Genomic DNA, 18,675 nt, shown 5'->3' with positions numbered 1-18,675 from the left:
GTGAGGGATGGCGCTGGCATGAGTGAGTCCGCGGGCGTGCACGGGGCCTCGGCGAGTGGACGTGGGCGGGCGCGGCGCCGGCGGCGGCGATGGGCGTTCGGGGCCGGGCTCGCGGCCGTCGTCGTCCTGCTCGGTGCCGCGGGCGCCGGGTGGGTGGTGTACATGAAGCTGGAGCGGAACATCACCCCGGACGAGGCGGCGGCGGCCGAACTCGCGCGGTACGAGAAGGAGCGGCCCGCCGCGCTCACCGAGGACGCCCGGAACATCCTGCTGATCGGCTCGGACACGCGCTCCGGGCAGGAGAACGCCCGCTACGGGCACGACGCGGGGACGGAACGGTCCGACACCGTGATCCTGCTGCATCTGTCGACCGGCCGGCACAGCGCCACCGCGGTGTCCATCCCCCGCGACCTGATGGTGGACGTGCCCGGCTGCCGCCGACCCGGCGGGTCGCGTTCCGCGCCGGTGTTCACGATGTTCAACTCCGCTTTCTCCGTGGGTGGTTCCGCATGCACCATCCGTACGGTGGAGAAGCTCACCGATGTCCGGGTCGACCATCACGTGGTCGTCGACTTCGCCGGGTTCAAGGACATGGTCGACGCGGTGGACGGCGTCGAGGTGTGCCTGCGCGAGCCCGTCGACGACAAGGACGCCGAGCTGAGGCTGCCGGCCGGCCGGGTGACGCTGAACGGGGAGCAGGCGCTCGGTTACGTCCGCGCCCGCAAGACCCTCGGCGACGGCAGCGACACCAGCCGTATGGAACGGCAGCAGCGCTTCCTCGGCGCGCTCGTCAACAAGGTGAGCGGCAATGACGTACTGCTGAATCCGGTGAAGCTCTATCCCGTTCTGGACGCGGCCACCTCGTCCCTCACCACCGACCCGGGACTGGCCAGTCTGCGAAGTCTGTACGACCTTGTACGCGGGCTGCGTGACATCCCCACGGAAGGCGTGCAATTCCTGACCGTTCCCCGGGAGCCGTACACCGGGGACGTGAATCGGGACCAGCTCGCGCAACCCGCCGCGGAGAATCTGTTCGAGCGGCTGCGCAAGGACGCGCCCGTGGTCGTCGACACGGACGGTGACCGAAAGGCCACGGAAAAGGAATCAGGGAAGCCGTCCGGCAACTCCTCTCCGGCACCGACGTTCTCGGGAAACACGGCCGCCGAGGACATCTGTGCGTAAAGCCTGCTCCAAGTCAACTCCAAGGCACCGCACCTTTGTCCGAGGAAATGGGTGGATTGCCCACTTGTGAGGAAGTGGAATTCGTCACCGCCGTCGCTTCCACTCGATCAGGACCGTTAGTGTGAGCGCTCCGGTGCGTCCGTTCCTTCAGGCCTGTCCTGAGAATCCCGCACTGTGTGACCGAGACCCGAGCGCCTTGGGAGGGGAAAGGCGCCGCGTGGGCCCGACGGAGGATTCAAGCGACGTGGACGCGCAAGGCCGTGGGCGGGCGGAGAACATCGATCCCGCAGACCAGTGGGTGCTCAACCCGGACACCGGCGAATACGAACTGCGACTGGGCCCTTCCGCACCGCAATCAGCGGTCCCGGGGCCCCGTGATCCACGCCCCCCGGGCGCGGGACGCGGCCGGCCGGCACCGTCGGGCCGCGCGCCCGAACGCGAGCGGGGGACACCGGACCGGGACGCACCCGACCGGGAGTCCCCGGACCGTGAGGTGCCGCCGCAGCGCAGACGCCGGGGCGCGCCCGAGGAGCCGCCGCCGGGGCGGCGCGGGCGCCGGCCGGCCAAGAAGAAGTCGAAGACGAGGAAGGTCCTGCTGTGGACCGGCGGCACGATGGCCTTCGTGGTGCTCGCCGCCGGTACCGCCGGTTACCTCTATCTGGAGCATCTGAACGACAACATCCAGTCCGTCTCCGACGACGGCGCCAGTACGGGTGGCTTCAGCAAGGACAAGGCGATCAACATCCTGCTGATCGGCACCGACAAGCGCACCGGCTCGGGCAACGACGGATACGGGGACGCGGGCAGCGAGGGTCACGCCGACACCACGCTCCTGCTGCACGTCTCCAAGGACCGCTCCAACGCGACCGCGTTGAGCATTCCGCGTGACCTGATAGTCGACGTCCCCGACTGCCCGACGCAGCAGGAGGACGGCAGCGAGAAGATCATCCCGGGCTCCACCGGTGCCCGCTTCAACACCAGCCTCGGCCAGGACGGCCGTACGCCCAGCTGCACCATGCGGACGGTGACGGAGCTGACCGGCATCACGCCGGACAACTTCATGGTGGCCGACTTCAACGCGGTGAAGACGCTGACGTCGGCCGTCGGCGGCGTCGAGGTGTGCCTGGCCAAGGACATCGACGACCCCGACTCGCATCTGAAGCTGCCCAAGGGCACGCACACCATCGAGGGCGAGGAGGCGCTGGCGTTCGTACGGACCCGGCACTCCGTCGGTCTGGGTGGCGACCTGAGCCGGATCGAGCTGCAGCAGCAGTTCCTGAGCTCGCTGATGCGGAAGCTGAAGTCGAACGACACGCTCACCAGCCCGACAAAGATGATCAAGCTGGCGGAGGCGGGCACCAAGGCACTCACCGTCGACTCCCAGCTGGACAGCATCAACAAGCTCAAGGACCTCGGACTGGAGCTGGGCAAGCTCGACACCAAGAACCTGTCCTTCACCACGATTCCGGTGTTGGACAACCCCGCCGAGAAGGTGAAGGCGACCGTCGTCCTCAACGAGGCGAAGGCCCCGGCGATCTTCGACCTGATCAGGAACGACGTCTCCTTCACCGAGGTCAAGCAGCAGAAGAAGAAGGAGAAGGCCGCCGTCGCCGCCCGGCTGAAGGGCGAGAAGGCACCGGCCTCCGAGGTCCGGGTGCAGATCCTCAACGGCGGCGCCAAGTCCGGCAGCGCGCAGGAGACCCTCAGCTGGCTGCAGGTGGACCAGGGCGTCGAGAAGTCGGAGAACGCCGGCAACGCGCCCGAGGAACTGAGCGGGACGACGCTGGAGTACGCCCCCGACCAGGCCGCCCAGGCACGCCGTCTGGCCGCCATCCTGGGGCTGTCCGGGTCGGCGATGAAGCCCGGTGAGAGCGTCACCAACTCGCAGGGCGTGCCCGCGATGACGCTGACCCTCGGCAAGGACTTCAAGGGTGCCGGCATCCCGCTCACGACCCCGGACAAGGCGCCCGACGACATCGAGAAGTCCACGGCGGACAAGGTCGAGTGCGCCAAGTGACCTGACGGGCCTGTTCCGCGTCCTACAGGGCGCGGGGCAGGCCCGTTGCGTGGTGCGAGGGGGAGACGGTGACCGTGACGCGGAGCGGTGTGCAGGAGGAGCCCGGCCCCGGCCTGCCGGACGGCGGGCCGCAGGCCCCGGACGGCACCGACGGCCCGCCGGCCGGCGGGCGGCGACCGTCCGCCGGGCGGGGCAGGCGCGCGCTGCGCTGGTCGGCGACGACCCTGGCCGTACTGATACTCGGGACGGCCGGCGCCGGTTACCTGTACTACGAGCATCTGAACGGCAACATTGAGAAGGGTGAGCGCAGCAGCGGTGACTCCAAGGCGCAGAGGACCGGGCCGAACGCGGCCGGGCAGACGCCGCTGAACATCCTGCTGATCGGCTCCGACAGCCGCGCCTCCGACAAGAACGTCGCGCTCGGCGGCGGCCGGGACACCCGCGGCAATCCGCCGCTGGGCGATGTGCAGATGCTGATCCACCTCGCCGCCGACCGCGAGAGCGCGTCCGTGGTCAGCATCCCGCGCGACACCCGGGTCGACATCCCCGCGTGCACCGACCCCAAGACCGGGGACGGCTATCCGGCGACCAACGACATCATCAACACCTCGCTGGCCCGCGGCGGCCCCGGCTGCACCCTGGCCACCTGGGAGAACCTCACCGGTGTCTACATCGACCACTGGATGACGATCGACTTCGCCGGCGTCGTGTCGATGGCCGACGCCATCGGCGGCGTCGAGGTGTGCGTCAACCAGAACGTGTGGGACCGTCCGCTGCCCGGCGTGCCCGGCGGTTCGGGCCTGAAGATGAGGGCCGGGTCGGAGAAGGTCGAGGGTGAGCGGGCGCTGCAGTGGCTGCGCACCCGGCACGCCTGGGGCAGTGATCTGCTGCGGGCGCGGGCCCAGCACATGTACATGAACTCGATGATCCGCACCCTGCGGGACCAGAACGTGTTCACCGACACGGGCAGGCTGATGGACCTGGCGGAGGCGGCGACCAGTTCGCTGACGGTCTCGGAGGAGATCGGCACGGTGAAGAAGCTGTACGACCTGGGGATGCAGCTGAAGACGGTGCCGCCGGACCGCATCACCATGACGACGCTGCCCACGGTGGAGGACCCGCAGAACAGCAACCACCTGCTCGCGGCCGGCACCGACGCCGAACGGGTGTGGACCATGCTCCGCGACGACGTGGCCTTCGACGACAAAGGCGGCAAGGACGGCAAGGGCGGCAAAAACGGCGAGGACACGGCGAGCGGCAAGGACGAGAAGGACAAGGCCTCCGCCGACCCCGCCGCCCCCGACGCCGAGATCGGTGTCCTCGTGCGGAACGCCACCCGCTCCACGACCCTCGGCCCCGTCAGCGGCAGGGCGAACGCGATCGCCCAGTCCCTGGTGACGAAGGGCTTCACCCGCGCCGCGCCGGACACCTCCCGCGCGCTCGCCGAGGAGCGGACCGTCGTACGGTATCCGGCGGCCGACTCGCAGGGGGACGCCAGGCGGGTGGCCGAGTCGCTCGGCATCCCGGCGAGTTCCGTCAGGCAGTCCGCCGACGTCTCCGGTGTCACGGTCGTGATCGGCGCGGACTGGCGTGAGGGGACGGCCTATCCGCAGCAGGCTCCGCCCGCCGCCGGTGACCTGCCGGACGACGCCGACGCCCTCAACGGCGCGGAGACGGGCACGTGCATGGACGTGTACAAGCCCTACCGCTGGTAGCGCCCTCCCGAAGCTTCCCGCGCTCCCGCGTAACTTGTTGAAGTCGGTTGGATTACCGGGGCAACTGACGGGCCCGTCGTGCGTCTAACAGGACGCAGGACGGGCCTGCTTCACGAGGCGAGGGGTTGCCAGGAGTGGGGAGAACGGCGGCAGTGACGCGGAACGCCGCACCGGAGACACTGGGTGACGGCGAGCGTGAGGTGGACCCGGACGAAAGTCCGACCGAGGGCGAGGACGAAGGCGGCCCCCGCCCGCGGCGGGCGCGCCGGCTGCTCAAATGGTTCGCGGCGGTCCTCGCCCTGCTCATAGTCGGTACGGCCGGGGCCGGTTACCTCTACTACCGGCAGCTGAACCACAACATCAAGAAGGACACCCTGAACCTGGGCGACACCAAGGTCGCCCAGCCGACGCCGAACGCGGCCGGGCAGACCCCGCTGAACATCCTGCTCATCGGCAGCGACGCGCGGGACACCGAGGAGAACCAGCAACTCGGCGGCGCCCGCGAGACGTTCGGCTCGACCCCGCTCGCCGATGTGCAGATGCTGGTGCATCTGTCCGCCGACCGGTCCAACATGTCCGTGGTCAGCATGCCACGCGACACCCTGCTCGAGATTCCCAAGTGCACGGACCCGGACGACGGAACGGTGTACCCGGCGAGCAACGGGCGGACGATGACCAACCAGAGCCTCGGGCACGGCGGCCCCGGCTGCACGGTGGCCACCTGGCAGGAGCTCACCGGCATCCACATCGACCACTTCGTGATGGTCGACTTCGCGGGCGTGGTCTCCATGGCGGACGCGGTCGGCGGCGTCCCGGTGTGCGTCGACGCCAACATCCACTCGCGCGACAGCCAGGGCCACGGATCCGGTCTGAAGATGGAGAAGGGCACCCACCCGGTGAAGGGCGAGCAGGCCCTGCAATGGCTGCGTACGCGCTACGGCTTCGAGGACGGCAGCGACCTCGCCCGCGCCAAGGCGCAGCACATGTACATGAACTCACTGGTCCGCGAGCTGCGTGAGAACGCCACGCTGAGCAACCCCAACAAGCTGCGCAGGCTGGCCGAGAAGGCCACCGAGGCGCTCACCGTCGACCCCGGGCTCGACACGGTGAAGAAGCTGTACGACCTGAGCACCGAGCTGCGCAAGGTGGAGCCGAAGCGCATCACCATGACGACGATGCCCAACCGGTACGTGGGCGCCCGCGTGGAACCGACCGAGGACGCGGAGCAGCTGTTCCGTCTCGTACGGGACGACATCGCCCTCGACGGCAAGGACGCCGAGCCGGTGAAGGCCGAGGAGAAGGCGCCGTCGGACCCGGCCGCCGACGACGCCGACATCGCCGTACAGGTCCGCAACGGCACCCGCACGGACACCCTCGCCGCGGCATCCGGACGCACCAGTACGGTCGTGGCGGCACTGCGGGAGAAGGGCTTCACCACGGCGAGCGCCGACACCACCAGCGCCCTGAGCGAGAAGCGGACGATGGTGCGGTACCCGAGCGCCGACCTGGAGGGCGACGCCCGCCGCGTCGCCGACGCCCTCGGCATCCCGGCGAGCGAGGTGAGGCGCTCCACCGAGGTGTCCGGCGTCACGCTCGTGGTCGGCGCCGACTGGCGCGAGGGTACGACGTACAAGGCGCCGGAGGAGGACAACACCACCCCCGAGTCGGCACAGGCGCTCAACGGCGCCGACGACAAGGCGTGCATGCACGTCGGTACGGGCTTCACCTGGTGAACCGAACGTACGTGAGCCCCTTCCCGGCGTCCGGGAAGGGGCTCACGCACGACGGGAACGTCAGGTGGCCGGCGCGTCCGCGGTGACGGCTGGGCGGCGCGAGGCGATGACCTTCTTCGCCAGGGACTTCGGGCTGGTCAGGAAGCCCCAGCCCCACGACATGTGCATGGTCGCCAGCGCCACCGGTATCTGCAGCCGCGCCTTAAGCGGCAGACCCTTGCCCGCCGGTACGGACCCCAGGGCGATCGCCGCGAGATAGCCGCCGGGCACCACGAAGCCCCACGGGGTCAGTGCCGCGCCCACCACGATCCCGGCCGCGATCGCGCACACCGCCGTCGGCGGGGCGAGGTAGCGCAGGTTGATGGAACCGGAGTGGTAGCGGGCCACGACGTGCCGCCAACGGCCGTAGTCCTTGTACTGCTTGGCCAGTGCCCGCACGCTCGGCCGGGGCCGGTACGAGACCTTCAGCTCCGGCGAGAACCAGATCAGCCCGCCGGCCTCACGGATGCGGAAGTTCAGCTCCCAGTCCTGGGCGCGGATGAACTCCACGTTGTAACCGCCCTGCCGCTCCAGCGCCTCCCGCCGGAACACGCCCAGATACACCGTCTCGGCGGGCGCGGCCTCGCCACCGGTGTGGAAGGCGGCGTTGCCCACGCCTATCCTCGACGTCATCGCGGCGGCGACGGCGTGCTCCCAGTCGTTCTCCCCCTCGGCGTGCATGATGCCGCCGACGTTCTGCGCGCCGGTCTCCTCCAGGAGCCGTACGGCGGTCGCGATGTAGTTCGGGGAGAGCATCCCGTGCCCGTCGACGCGGACCACGACCGGATGGCGCGAGGCCTTGATCGCCGCGTTGAGGGCGGCCGGGGTGCGGCCGGTCGGATTGGGCACGGTGTGCACCCGCGGGTCCTCGGCCACGAGCTCGGCGGCGATCTCGTCCGTGCGGTCCGCGGACGGACCGAGGGCGATCACGACCTCCATCTCGCCGGCGTACTCCTGGGCGAGGATCGCGCGTACGGCACCACGCAGGTGCCGCTCCTCGTTGAGGACGGGCATGATCACGGAAACGGCGGGGAGCCGCACGTCGGGATTGGCGTTCATAGGGGGCTCACGTTACCGCGAACGGGGGACACCACCGCGCGCGCCGGGGGCGATCCGGCGGGCCGCAGATCGTATCGGCCTACCGTGCTCACGATCCCACGTACGGCCGTCGTCCGGAGGTGTCCCCCCTTGCCCACGCCGCCGCGGTCCCCCCGGCCCCGCACCGCACCCCAGCACCGCCCGCGGCCGCCCCGCCGGACCCCGCGGCCACCGGCGCCGGCGCGCGGGAAGCCGCGCTGGGTGATGCGTACCGTCACCTCACTGTCGGTCGTGGTGCTGGCCTCGGCCGGGATCGGGCACGCGGTGATGAGCGGCCTCGACGACGACATCGCCCGCGTCGACCCGTTCCGCGACATGAAGAACCGCCCCGAGGCCGGTCACGGCATGAACATCCTGCTCGTCGGCACCGACGGCCGGGAGGAGATCGGCAAGGCGGAGCGGCAGGAGTACCGGCTCGGCGGGACGCCCTGCAACTGCACCGACACGATCATGATCGTGCACATCTCGGCGGACCGGGACCACGCCAGCGTCGTCAGCCTGCCCCGTGACTCGTACGCCATGACGCCGCCGCACACCGACCGGGTGAGCGGGGAGCGGCACAAGGGGCACCCGGTCAAGCTGAACGCGGCGTACGCGGAGGGCGGGCCGCGGCTGACCGTGCGCACGGTCGAGAAGATGACCCGGGTGAAGATCGACCACTATCTGGAGGTCGACTTCACCAGCTTCATGAAGACCGTGGACGTCGTCGGCGGCGTCGAGATCTGCACCGACAAGGCCCTCAAGGACGACCACACCGGCCTGGACCTGCGCCCCGGCCGGCACACCCTCAAGGGCGGCCAGGCGCTGCAGTACGTCCGCGCACGGCATGTCGACGGCGCCTCCGACCTGAGCAGGATGAGGCGCCAGCAGCACTTCATGGCGGCACTGGTGGAGCGGGCCACGTCCTCCGGGATCCTGCTGAACCCGATGAGGTTCCGGGACGTGACGCGGGCGGTGCTCGGGTCCGTGCGGGCCGACGAGGGTTTCGGTACCGGTGAACTCCTCGATCTCGGGCGGGCGATGCGGAACTTCTCGCCGGCCTCGTCCGAGTTCACCACCGTGCCGATCGGGCGGATGGGGTATGCGGTGAAGGGGGTCGGCTCGACGTTGAAGTGGGACGCCGAGAAGGCCGCGCGGATCTTCGACGCGTTGCGGCGGGACGAGCCGCTGTCCGTGCGGCGTACGGCCGATGCGGCGGTCCGGGTTCCGGTGGACCCCCGGCAGATTCGGGTGCGGGTGGAGAACGGGACGCGTACGGCGGGGCTGGGGCGACGGGTGGACGCCGCGCTGACGGCTACCGGGTTCCGTACGACCCGGGCGCCGGTCAACGCGGCGGAGCGGGACGTTCGGCGGACGGTCGTCGCCTACGACCCGCGGTGGGATCGGTCCGCGAAGTCGCTGGCGGCGGCTCTGCCCGGCAGTGAGCTGCGTGTGGTGAAGGGGCAGGGGGCCACGCTGAAGGTGATCGCGGGGGCGGACTTCGAGAAGGTGCGGAAGGTGCGGGCGCAGGATCCTGGGCAGGGGGAGTTCGGGGTGGTGCGGGGGGATGAGGTGGGGTGCTCGTGAGGAGAACGGTGCGTGGGGTTTTTCGCCCCCGCCGCCCCTTCCCGTCCCGTCCCTGGGGGCGCTGCCCCCAGACCCCCCTTCGCGCGGTTCCCCGCGCCCCTGGAGGGCCGACCCCGTTCGCGTCCACGCGGCGGAGCCGCACCTCGGTACTGCCCCGCGCCCCTATGCGTCGAAGCCCTCCGCCGCTCGCTTCTCCCTGAGCTCCATGATCGCCCGGCGGCGCGAGAGGCGGTGGGTGCGGCGGATCTGGGCTTCCTGGTAGCGGCGTTCGTCCCGTTCTGTCTCCGGTACGACCGGGGGGACCCTGCGGGGCTTGCCGTCCGCGTCCACCGCTGCGAAGACCAGGTAGGCCGAGCCGACCTGGGTGGCCGGGGCGGACTCGTTCCAGCGTTCGGCCAGGACCCGTACGCCTACTTCCATCGAGGTCCGGCCGGTCCAGTTGACCTGGGCCTTCACATGGACCAGGTCGCCGACCCTGACCGGCTCCAGAAAGGCCATCTCGTCCATGGAGGCGGTGACGGCAGGCCCTCCGGAGTGCCGTCCGGCGACGGCGCCCGCCGCGTCGTCGACCAGCTTCATGATCACTCCGCCGTGCACCGTGCCCAGCAGATTGGTGTCGTTGTGGGTCATGATGTGGCTGAGGGTCGTACGGGACGCCGAGGTGGGCTTGCCCGGGATGTCCGGACCGTCCGGTGCTGCGGCGGGGGCCTGATCTGTCATGGCCTCCACCTTATGCCGTGGTCGGATCTGCGGAATTTGTGTCAGCTTCGCAACAGCGGTGCCCTGATTTTCCGACGACCCTTGTATGGCGCACGGCGGGGACCTGCACACTGTCTTCCATGACTGATTGGCCCGAGGCACGGCCCGACGACAACCGCGGCGGACGCTACGGACGCGGCAGCGCGAGCGCACAGCCCGAGGGCGCCCGTGTCATGCGGCAGGTCCGCCGCGGCCCGGCGGCCCCTCCCGGGCAGGGCGCCTACGGCGGTGTCCCGCAGCAGCCGTCGTACGTGGACGGACACGACAGCGGCTACAACACCGGCCAGGTGTACGGCGGGGCGGGCGGTGGCGGAGGTCACGGCCCGGGGCGTCCCGCGCCGGACTGGCGCCGCCGTATCAAGTGGACGGCGATCACCCTGGTCACGGTGCTGGTCGTGACGACCGTGGGCACGTACTTCTGGGCCGACTCCAAGCTCAACCGGGACGTCGACCTGTCGAAGGTGATCGAGCGGCCGGAGAAGGGCGAGGGCACCAACTACCTCATCGTCGGCTCCGACAGCCGCGAGGGCATGACCGCCGAGGACAAGAAGAAGCTGCACACCGGGTCCGCCGACGGCAAGCGCACGGACTCGATGATGATCCTGCACACCGGCGACAACGCCCCCACCCTGATCTCGCTGCCCCGTGACTCCAACGTGGAGATCCCGTCGTTCGTGGGCTCCGAGTCGGGCAAGACCTACCCCGGCACCGGCCGCCAGGTGAAGCTGAACGCCGCCTACGCCGAGGACGGGCCCGAACTGCTGGTCCGCACCGTCGAGTTCAACACCGGCCTGCACATCGACCACTACGTGGAGATCGGCTTCGGCGGCTTCGCGAGCATCGTGGACGCGGTCGGCGGCGTGGAGATGGACATCCCGCAGGACATCAAGGACACCAAGTCCGGCGCCGACTTCAAGAAGGGCAAGCAGACCCTGAACGGCGAGGAGGCCCTCGCCTTCGTCCGCACCCGGTACGCGCTGGCGGGCTCCGACCTGGACCGTACGAAGAACCAGCAGAAGTTCCTCTCGGCCCTCGCCAACCAGGTGGCCACGCCGGGCACCATCCTCAACCCCTTCAAGCTCTACCCGACGATGGGCGCCGGCCTGGACTCCCTGATCGTCGACAAGGACATGGGCCTGTTCGACCTGGCCGACATGTTCTGGTCGATGAAGGGTGTCAGTGGCGGCGACGGCACGTCCATGAACATGCCGATCGCGGGCTCCACCGGCGGCAACCTGCTCTGGGACAAGGCCAAGGTGAAGCAGCTGGTGAACGAGCTGAACAACGACGAGAAGGTCACCGTCAAGGGCAACTGAGAGACCTGAGAACGGCTGTGGGCACCCCGGGTGGGGTGCCCACAGCCATGTCCGGCGTCACATGGCGGCGCCCGCCATCGCACGGCACATCTCGGAACAGCGGCGACAGGACTCGGCGCAGCGCGCCAGCCGCTCGTCGTCCGGCACCGACATGCACGCCTCGGCGCACATGTCGCAGGCCTGCGCGCACATCATGCACATCTCGTTCGCCAGCGGCGAGCGGCGCATCATCATGTCCGCGCCCGTACGGGTCGTCTCGGAGCAGTCCATGAGCGCCCGCATGATCGGCATCCGGGCCCGGTCGCCCTTCTGCAGACAGGAGCTCATGGTCTCCTCGCACACACCGTGGCAGGCCATACAGGCGTCGATGCAGTCCCGCATGTCCTGGCTCATCGGTTCCATGGTGGCCGGCTGCTGCTGCGTCATGGTTCCTCCCGGGGGAGCAGGGACGGAAGGAGGGCCGGGGCCCGGCCCCCGCCCTCTCCGTCCTACGCCTTTGGCCCCATGACCACCACAGGGGCCGGGACGCCCACCCGCCCTCTGTCGGGCAGGACACACGGGACGCCCGCGTGGAACCTCCGGCAGCGGCAAAGAGAGGAGAGGCGGCCGGAACGACAGCGGCCGTGCCACGGGGCGGGTCGAGCAGGAGGGGAAAGCACACGTGACAACGCAGCAGGAGCGACAGCGGCTGCGCAGACGACTGGAACGGCTCATCGGCATCGCCGCGACCGAGGGCAACGAGCTCGTTCCGCTGCGCAACGGCGACCGGATCTTCCCCGCGATGCTGGAGGCCATCCACGCCGCGGAACACACCGTCGACATGATGACGTTCGTGTACTGGCGCGGCGACATAGCGCGGAAGTTCGCCGACGCCCTGGCCGAGCGGGCGCGCTCGGGGGTGCGCGTACGGCTGCTGCTGGACGGTTTCGGCGCCAAGGAGATCGAACCGGAGCTGCTGGACGCCATGGACGACGCCGGCGTCCAGGTGGCCTGGTTCCGCAAGCCCACCCGGCTCTCCCCGCTGCGGCAGAACCACCGCTGCCACCGCAAGGTCCTGCTGACCGACGAGCACACCGCCTTCACGGGGGGCGTCGGCATCGCCGAGGAGTGGTGCGGTGACGCCCGCGGCCCGGGCGAGTGGCGCGACACCCACGTGAAGGTCAGGGGGCCCGCCGTGGACGGCATCGCCGCGGCCTTCGCCCAGAACTGGGCCGAGTGCCACGACGACCTGTACGACGAGCACGACCGATTCACCCACCAGGAACAGCCGGGGAACGCCACGGTCCAGGTGGTGCGGGGTTCGGCCAGCTTCGGCTGGCAGGACATGCAGACCCTGCTGCGGGTGGTGATCACCTCGGCGCGGGAGCGTTTCCGGCTCTCCACCGCCTACTTCGCACCCGATCCCTACTTCATCGGCCTGCTGGCCGACGCCGCCCGCCGGGGAGTGCGGGGCGAGATCCTGCTGCCCGGCCCGCACACCGACCAGCGGGCGTGCCGACTGGCCGGACGGCAGCACTACCAGACCCTCGTCGACGCGGGCGTGGAGGTGCGGGAGTACCAGCCGACCATGCTGCACACGAAGGTCATCACCGTGGACGGCGTCTGTTCCCTCATCGGCTCCACCAACTTCAACCGCCGCTCCCTGGAGCACGACGAGGAGGTCATGCTGGCCGTCCTCGACGAGGACTTCACCGCCGAACTGGACGGCGACTTCGACGCCGACCGCAAGCTGAGCGAGACCGTCGACCCCGCCCGCTGGCGGCGCCGCCCCCTGTCCGCACGCCTCGCCGAGGCCGCGGTCACGCCGATCCGCCGCTTCCTGTGACGGCGGGCGGCGGCCGGGACCGGGGGAGGGCGCCCGGCTCACGGACGCCCTCCCCCGCCGTCCCCTACGGCAGGTTGCGGGCCATCACGATGCGCTGGACCTGGTTCGTGCCCTCGTAGATCTGGGTGATCTTCGCGTCGCGCATCATGCGCTCGACCGGGTAGTCGCGGGTGTAGCCGTAGCCGCCGAGGAGCTGGACGGCGTCCGTGGTGACCTCCATGGCGACGTCGGAGGCGAAGCACTTGGCGGCGGCGCCCTGGAAGGTCAGGTCGCTGTCGCCGCGCTCGGACTTGGCCGCGGCCGCGTACGTGAGCTGGCGGGCGGCCTCGATCTTCATGGCCATGTCGGCGAGCATGAACTGGACGCCCTGGAAGTCGGCGATCGGCTTGCCGAACTGCTTGCGCTCCTTGACGTAGCCCTTGGCGTAGTCGAGGGCGCCCTGGGCGATGCCGAGGGCCTGGGCGGCGATGGTGATGCGGGTGTGGTCCAGCGTCTTCATCGCCGTGGCGAAGCCGGTGCCCTCCTCGCCGATCATGCGGTCGGCGGGGATGCGTACGTTGTCGAGGTAGACCTCGCGGGTCGGGGAGCCCTTGATGCCGAGCTTCTTCTCCGGGGCGCCGAAGGAGACGCCCTCGTCGGACTTCTCGACGACGAAGGCGGAGATGCCCTTCGAGCGCTTCGCCGGGTCCGTGACGGCCATCACCGTGTAGTACTCGGACTCGCCGGCGTTGGTGATCCAGCGCTTCACGCCGTTCAGCACCCAGAAGTCGCCGTCGCGGACGGCCTTCGTCTTCATGCCGGCCGCGTCGGAGCCGGCGTCCGGCTCCGAGAGGCAGTACGAGAACATGCCGTCGCCCTTGGCGAGCGGGGTCATGTACTTCTTCTTCAGCGCCTCGGAGCCGGAGAGGATCACCGGCAGCGAGCCCAGCTTGTTCACGGCCGGGATGAGGGAGGAGGACGCGCAGACGCGGGCCACCTCCTCGATCACGATGACCGTGGCGAGCGCGTCGGCACCCGCGCCGCCGTACTCCTCGGGGACGTGCACCGCGTGCAGGTCGTTCGCGGTGAGGGCGTCCAGGGCCTCCTGCGGGAAGCGGGCCTCCTCGTCCACCGCTGCGGCGTACGGCGCGATCTTCGCCTCGGCCAGCGAGCGGACGGCGTCGCGAAGCATGTCGTGCTCTTCGGACGGGCGGTACAGGTCGAAGTCAGCCGATCCGGCCAAGGTCTCTCACGCTCCAAAACGCTGCGATGCTGATCACGCTAACTACCGTTAAGTAACTCAAATTTTAGAGCGTCATCCACGGTTGTGGATAGGTGAGCTGGGCGACAGCCCCGCGCGGGCGTTCCCGGGCCCCCGGTTATGCTCGGGCCCGCACTGCTCGCCGTATACCTCTGGAGCACCCATGGCCCTCAAGATCACCGTGATCGGGACCGGTTATCTCGGCGCGACCCACGCGGCGGCCCTGGCGGAGCTCGGGTTCGAGGTACTGGGCCTCGATGTCGTACCGGAGAAGATCGACAAGCTCCGGCGCGGTGAGGTCCCCATGTACGAGCCGGGGCTGGAGGAGCTGCTGCGCAGGCATGTCGCCGGGATCGAGGGGTCCAGCGGGCGGCTGCGCTTCACCATGGACTGGGCCGAGCTCGGCGAGTTCGGGGACATCCACTTCGTCTGCGTGAACACCCCGCAGCGGCACGGCGAGTACGCCTGCGACATGTCGTACGTCGACTCCGCGATCGCCTCGCTCGCCCCGCATCTGAGGGGTCCCGCGCTGGTCGTGGGCAAGTCGACGGTGCCGGTGGGCTCGGCGGACCGGCTGGCCGCGTATCTGGCCGAGCACGCCCCGGCCGGTGCGGACGCGGAGCTGGCGTGGAACCCGGAGTTCCTGCGCGAGGGCTTCGCCGTGCAGGACACCCTGCACCCGGACCGGCTCGTGGTGGGCGTGCGCAGTGAGCGGGCGGAGAAGTTGCTGCGGGAGGTGTACGCCACCCCGATCGAGGAGGGCTCGCCGTTCGTGGTGACCGACTTCGCGACCGCGGAGCTGGTGAAGACCTCGGCGAACTCCTTCCTCGCCACCAAGATCTCGTTCATCAACGCGATGGCCGAGGTGTGCGAGGCCGCGGACGGTGACGTCGCCAAGCTGGCGGAGGCCATCGGCTACGACGACCGGATCGGCGCGAAGTTCCTGCGGGCCGGGATCGGCTTCGGCGGCGGCTGTCTGCCGAAGGACATCCGGGCGTTCATGGCGCGCGCCGGTGAGCTGGGCGCGGACCAGGCGCTGACGTTCCTGCGGGAGATCGACTCGATCAACATGCGCCAGCGGGGCCGGATGGTGGAGCTCACCCGGCAGGCGCTGGACGGCGGGGCGTTCCTCGGCAAGCGGGTGGCGGTACTGGGCGCGACCTTCAAGCCGGACTCGGACGACGTCCGGGACTCCCCCGCGCTGAACGTGGCCGGGCAGATCCATCTGCAGGGCGGCCAGGTCACGGTGTACGACCCCAAGGGCATGGACAACGCCCGCCGCCTCTTCCCGACCCTCGGGTACGCCGGCTCGGCGCTGGAGGCGGTGCGGGGCGCGGACGTCGTCCTGCATCTGACGGAGTGGCGGGAGTTCCGCGAGCTGGACGCGGCGGCGCTGGGCGAGGTCGCCGCGGACCGGCTGATCCTGGACGGCCGCAACGCGCTCGACCCGGAGGTGTGGCGCCGGGCCGGCTGGCGCTACCGCGCGATGGGCCGCCCCACCGCCTGACGGAACGGGTGGCGCCGGTTCGGCCGAGGCTCAGTCGGCCGAACCGGCGCACCGCCCCATTCTGCCCCACCCGGCCGGACCCCGGTGGGCCGGCGGGCCAAAGACGCCGGGCGGGAAGCACCCCCGAAGGGGCACTCCGAGCAGCGCTCGGGCCCTCAGCGGTCCAGTTCCTCGACGGTCGCCGTCGACGGAGCCCGGCGCTGCTGAACCGCGTGCGCGGCAAACGCGGCCCCCCGCAGCACCCGCTGAACATTGCCCCAGGTCAGCAGGGCCACGTCCGATTCCTCCCAGCCCCGCCGCAGCAGCTCCGCGATCAGCCTCGGATAGCAGGAGGGGTCCGCCAACTCCTGCGTACACGCACCGCCGGTGTCGTATGTGCCGGACAGCCCGACACACTCCGGCCCGGCGACCCCACGAATGTGGTCGAGCTGGTCGGCGACGTCGCGGACGGTCGGACCGGACTGCTCCGCGGCCAACGGCACCATGCACAGACTCCCGGTCCTCGCCATGTCCGCGAGCAGATCGTCGGGGAGGTTGGCGGGGTGCGGGCGCAGCGCACGCGCGGCGGAGCGGCTGAACAGCACGGGCGCCTTGGAAAGGGTGAGGACACGGCGGATCGTCGGCTCCGAGGCGTACGAGAGGTCGGCGATCATGCCGAGCCGGTTCATCTCGCGGACGGTCTCCTCACCGAACCGGGTCAGTCCCGCCGGGCCCGCCCAGGAGACGCCGGTGAGGGTGAGGACGCGCAGGCCGAGGGTGTGCAGCGAGCGCAGCACACCGAGGGAGTCACCGAGGGCGGCGGCTCCCGCGGGGCCGAACAGGACGGCCACCCGGCCGCGGTTGCGTGCGTCGGCGACCTCGCCGGCGGTGCGGGCGGGGTACAGGTCCTCGCCGTGGGCGGCGACGACCGTCTTGGCGAGGTCGAGGTGGTCGAGGGTGGCGGCCACGGCCCTGTCCGGGGCGAGTCCGTCGGGGAGGTGGAGGGACCAGAACATCGCGCCCACCTTGCCCGCGCGCAGGCGGGGTACGTCCGTCTCGACCGCGCTCTCGCCGAGGGCGAGGTCGTACCAGGAGAGGCGGCGGAGTGTCTGGGGCAGGCCGTTGTAGCCGTCGGCCACGGGGTGGGCCGCCAGGACGGCGTGGGCGCGGGTGAGGGGGTCGGCGTCCGGGTCGGAGACGGGTTCGAAGGTGTCCGGCTCCACGAGGACGGCTTCCTCGGGGTACGGGACGTCTACGCGGCCGATCTCGGCGGCGGTGTGCAGGTCGTCCTGGAGATCGGCCATGGCGGGCTCCGTACGGTCGTGACCTCGGCGGTACGGTCACGTTCGCACGGAGCGGGGGTGGGGTTCCTGGTGGATGGGGCGTTCGGGGGTACGGGGGCGTCCCACGGTTGGTTCTCGCCCCCGCCGCCCCTTCCCGTCCCGTCCCGGGGTTCCGCCCCGGACCCCGCTCCTCGAACGCCGGAGGGGCTGGGGGTGCCGGAGGGGCTCTTCAGGCGTCCAGGGACTCCAGGGTCGCGTTGGACGGGCCCCGAGTGGTCCGGAGGTCCCTGGCCACGTCTTCCGCCGCGGACAGGACCCGTACCGCGTTCCGCCAGGTGAGCTTGGCCAGGTCGGGCTTCGACCAGCCTCGGTCCAGGAGTTCCGCTATGAGGTTCGGGTAGCCGGAGACGTCGTCGAGGCCGTCGGGGGTGAAGGCCGTACCGTCGTAGTCGCCGCCGATGCCTATGTGGTCGACGCCGGCGGCCTCGCGCATGTGGTCCAGATGGTCGGCGACCGTGGAGACGGTGGCGACCGGGCGCGGGTGGGTCTCCTCGAAGGCGCGGTGCACCGCCATGCCCTCGGCGGTGGTGTCGAGGTGGTGGAAGCCGTGCGCGCGCATGTTCTCGTCCGCCGCGGCGGTCCAGTCGACGGCCGCCTGCAGCACGAACTTCGGCACGAACGTCACCATCGCGACGCCCCCGTTGGCGGGCAGCCGCTCCAGCACGTCGTCGGGGATGTTGCGCGGGTGGTCGCAGACCGCGCGGGCGGAGGAGTGCGAGAAGATCACCGGCGCGGACGTGGCGTCCAGCGCGTCCCGCATGGTCGTCGCGGCGACATGGGAGAGGTCGACCAGCATGCCCAGCCGGTTCATCTCCCGGACCACCTCACGGCCGAAGGCCGACAGTCCGCCCACACCGGGCTCGTCGGTCGCCGAATCCGCCCACGCCACGTTGTAGTTGTGGGTGAGGGTCAGATAGCGGACGCCGAGGTCGTACAACCCCCGCAGTGTGCCGAGGGAGTTGGCTATGGAGTGGCCTCCCTCGGCGCCCATGAGGGAGGCGATGCGGCCCTGGGCGCGCGCCGCCTCCATGTCGGCGGCGGTCAGCGCCGGCGCCAGCTCCTGCGGATGACGGGCCAGCAACTGCCGTACGCAGTCGATCTGTTCCAGCGTGGACGGCACCGCGTCGGGCAGATCCGCGCGGACGTACACCGACCAGAACTGCGCGCCGACCCCGCCGGCCCGCAGCCGGGGTATGTCGGTGTGCAGATGGGCGGACTGGTCGCCGGCGATGTCGCGGGAACCGAGGTCGTAGCGGACCTGTTCGCGCAGGGCCCACGGCAGGTCGTTGTGTCCGTCGACGACGGGGAACTCCCGCAGCAGTTCCCGGGCCCGGTCCAGTGAGGAGGTCATCCGTG

The 18,675-nt window shown here is 70.4% G+C and carries 14 protein-coding genes; 8 read left to right on the top strand and 6 right to left on the bottom strand.

What is annotated here, in order from left to right:
• Positions 1-18 precede the first annotated feature (18 nt).
• From ACGFR9_RS14775 to ACGFR9_RS14760, 4 genes are all read left to right on the top strand, one after another.
• Entirely contained in the window at positions 19-1,182 is a 1,164-nt protein-coding gene (locus ACGFR9_RS14775; protein ID WP_393207434.1) for an LCP family protein, read from the top strand.
• A 244-nt stretch (positions 1,183-1,426) separates the two neighbouring features.
• Positions 1,427-3,199: an LCP family protein gene (locus ACGFR9_RS14770; RefSeq protein WP_393207431.1), complete on the top strand. Its 1,773-nt coding sequence runs from the start codon at positions 1,427-1,429 to the stop codon at positions 3,197-3,199.
• A gap of 74 nt (positions 3,200-3,273) precedes the next feature.
• On the top strand, positions 3,274-4,914 hold the full coding sequence (locus ACGFR9_RS14765) for an LCP family protein (protein ID WP_393207555.1): 1,641 nt from the start codon (positions 3,274-3,276) through the stop codon (positions 4,912-4,914).
• A gap of 152 nt (positions 4,915-5,066) precedes the next feature.
• Complete coding sequence (locus ACGFR9_RS14760) at positions 5,067-6,647, top strand: LCP family protein (protein ID WP_393207428.1); 1,581 nt, start codon at positions 5,067-5,069, stop codon at positions 6,645-6,647.
• A 60-nt stretch (positions 6,648-6,707) separates the two neighbouring features.
• On the opposite strand, the gene ACGFR9_RS14755 is transcribed toward ACGFR9_RS14760, so the two are convergent.
• Complete coding sequence (locus tag ACGFR9_RS14755) at positions 6,708-7,745, bottom strand: glycosyltransferase family 2 protein (protein ID WP_393207425.1); 1,038 nt, start codon at positions 7,743-7,745, stop codon at positions 6,708-6,710.
• Positions 7,746-7,988: 243 nt separating this feature from the next.
• Between ACGFR9_RS14755 and ACGFR9_RS14750 the strand changes: the two genes are divergently transcribed.
• A complete protein-coding gene (locus ACGFR9_RS14750; protein ID WP_393207422.1) occupies positions 7,989-9,350 on the top strand; it encodes an LCP family protein in 1,362 nt (453 codons plus the stop codon).
• Positions 9,351-9,512: 162 nt separating this feature from the next.
• Here the strand turns inward: ACGFR9_RS14750 and ACGFR9_RS14745 are convergent, their stop codons facing one another.
• Positions 9,513-10,070 carry an acyl-CoA thioesterase gene (locus ACGFR9_RS14745; RefSeq protein WP_393207419.1) on the bottom strand — a complete coding sequence of 186 codons (558 nt, stop codon included), beginning with the start codon at positions 10,068-10,070 and terminating at the stop codon, positions 9,513-9,515.
• 119 nt (positions 10,071-10,189) lie between these two features.
• On the opposite strand from ACGFR9_RS14745, the gene ACGFR9_RS14740 reads away from it, so the two are divergent.
• Complete coding sequence (locus ACGFR9_RS14740; RefSeq protein ID WP_393207416.1) at positions 10,190-11,425, top strand: LCP family protein; 1,236 nt, start codon at positions 10,190-10,192, stop codon at positions 11,423-11,425.
• Positions 11,426-11,482: 57 nt separating this feature from the next.
• Here ACGFR9_RS14740 and ACGFR9_RS14735 read toward each other — a convergent pair whose 3' ends face one another.
• On the bottom strand, positions 11,483-11,851 hold the full coding sequence (locus ACGFR9_RS14735; protein WP_393207413.1) for a four-helix bundle copper-binding protein: 369 nt from the start codon (positions 11,849-11,851) through the stop codon (positions 11,483-11,485).
• Positions 11,852-12,086: 235 nt separating this feature from the next.
• Here ACGFR9_RS14735 and ACGFR9_RS14730 point away from each other — a divergent pair, with 235 nt between their 5' ends.
• Positions 12,087-13,250 (top strand): phosphatidylserine/phosphatidylglycerophosphate/cardiolipin synthase family protein, encoded by a 1,164-nt coding sequence (locus ACGFR9_RS14730; RefSeq protein WP_393207410.1) that lies wholly within the window; start codon positions 12,087-12,089, stop codon positions 13,248-13,250.
• A 64-nt stretch (positions 13,251-13,314) separates the two neighbouring features.
• Here the strand turns inward: ACGFR9_RS14730 and ACGFR9_RS14725 are convergent, their stop codons facing one another.
• Positions 13,315-14,472, bottom strand: coding sequence for an acyl-CoA dehydrogenase (locus ACGFR9_RS14725; RefSeq protein ID WP_030216376.1), 1,158 nt, complete (start codon positions 14,470-14,472; stop codon positions 13,315-13,317).
• Between the two features lie 181 nt (positions 14,473-14,653).
• Between ACGFR9_RS14725 and ACGFR9_RS14720 the strand changes: the two genes are divergently transcribed.
• Positions 14,654-15,997, top strand: a complete 1,344-nt coding sequence (locus tag ACGFR9_RS14720) for a UDP-glucose dehydrogenase family protein (RefSeq protein WP_393207407.1) — start codon at positions 14,654-14,656, stop codon at positions 15,995-15,997.
• A 155-nt stretch (positions 15,998-16,152) separates the two neighbouring features.
• Here ACGFR9_RS14720 and ACGFR9_RS14715 read toward each other — a convergent pair whose 3' ends face one another.
• Both ACGFR9_RS14715 and ACGFR9_RS14710 read right to left on the bottom strand, forming a co-directional pair.
• Complete coding sequence (locus ACGFR9_RS14715; protein ID WP_393207404.1) at positions 16,153-17,280, bottom strand: dipeptidase; 1,128 nt, start codon at positions 17,278-17,280, stop codon at positions 16,153-16,155.
• Between the two features lie 208 nt (positions 17,281-17,488).
• Positions 17,489-18,670: a dipeptidase gene (locus ACGFR9_RS14710; RefSeq protein WP_393207401.1), complete on the bottom strand. Its 1,182-nt coding sequence runs from the start codon at positions 18,668-18,670 to the stop codon at positions 17,489-17,491.
• Positions 18,671-18,675 lie beyond the last annotated feature (5 nt).

The organism is Streptomyces sp. NPDC048584 (genome assembly GCF_043199595.1).
GTDB classification, from domain to species: domain Bacteria; phylum Actinomycetota; class Actinomycetes; order Streptomycetales; family Streptomycetaceae; genus Streptomyces; species Streptomyces edwardsiae.
This window is presented reverse-complemented; position numbering and strand designations above follow the sequence as displayed.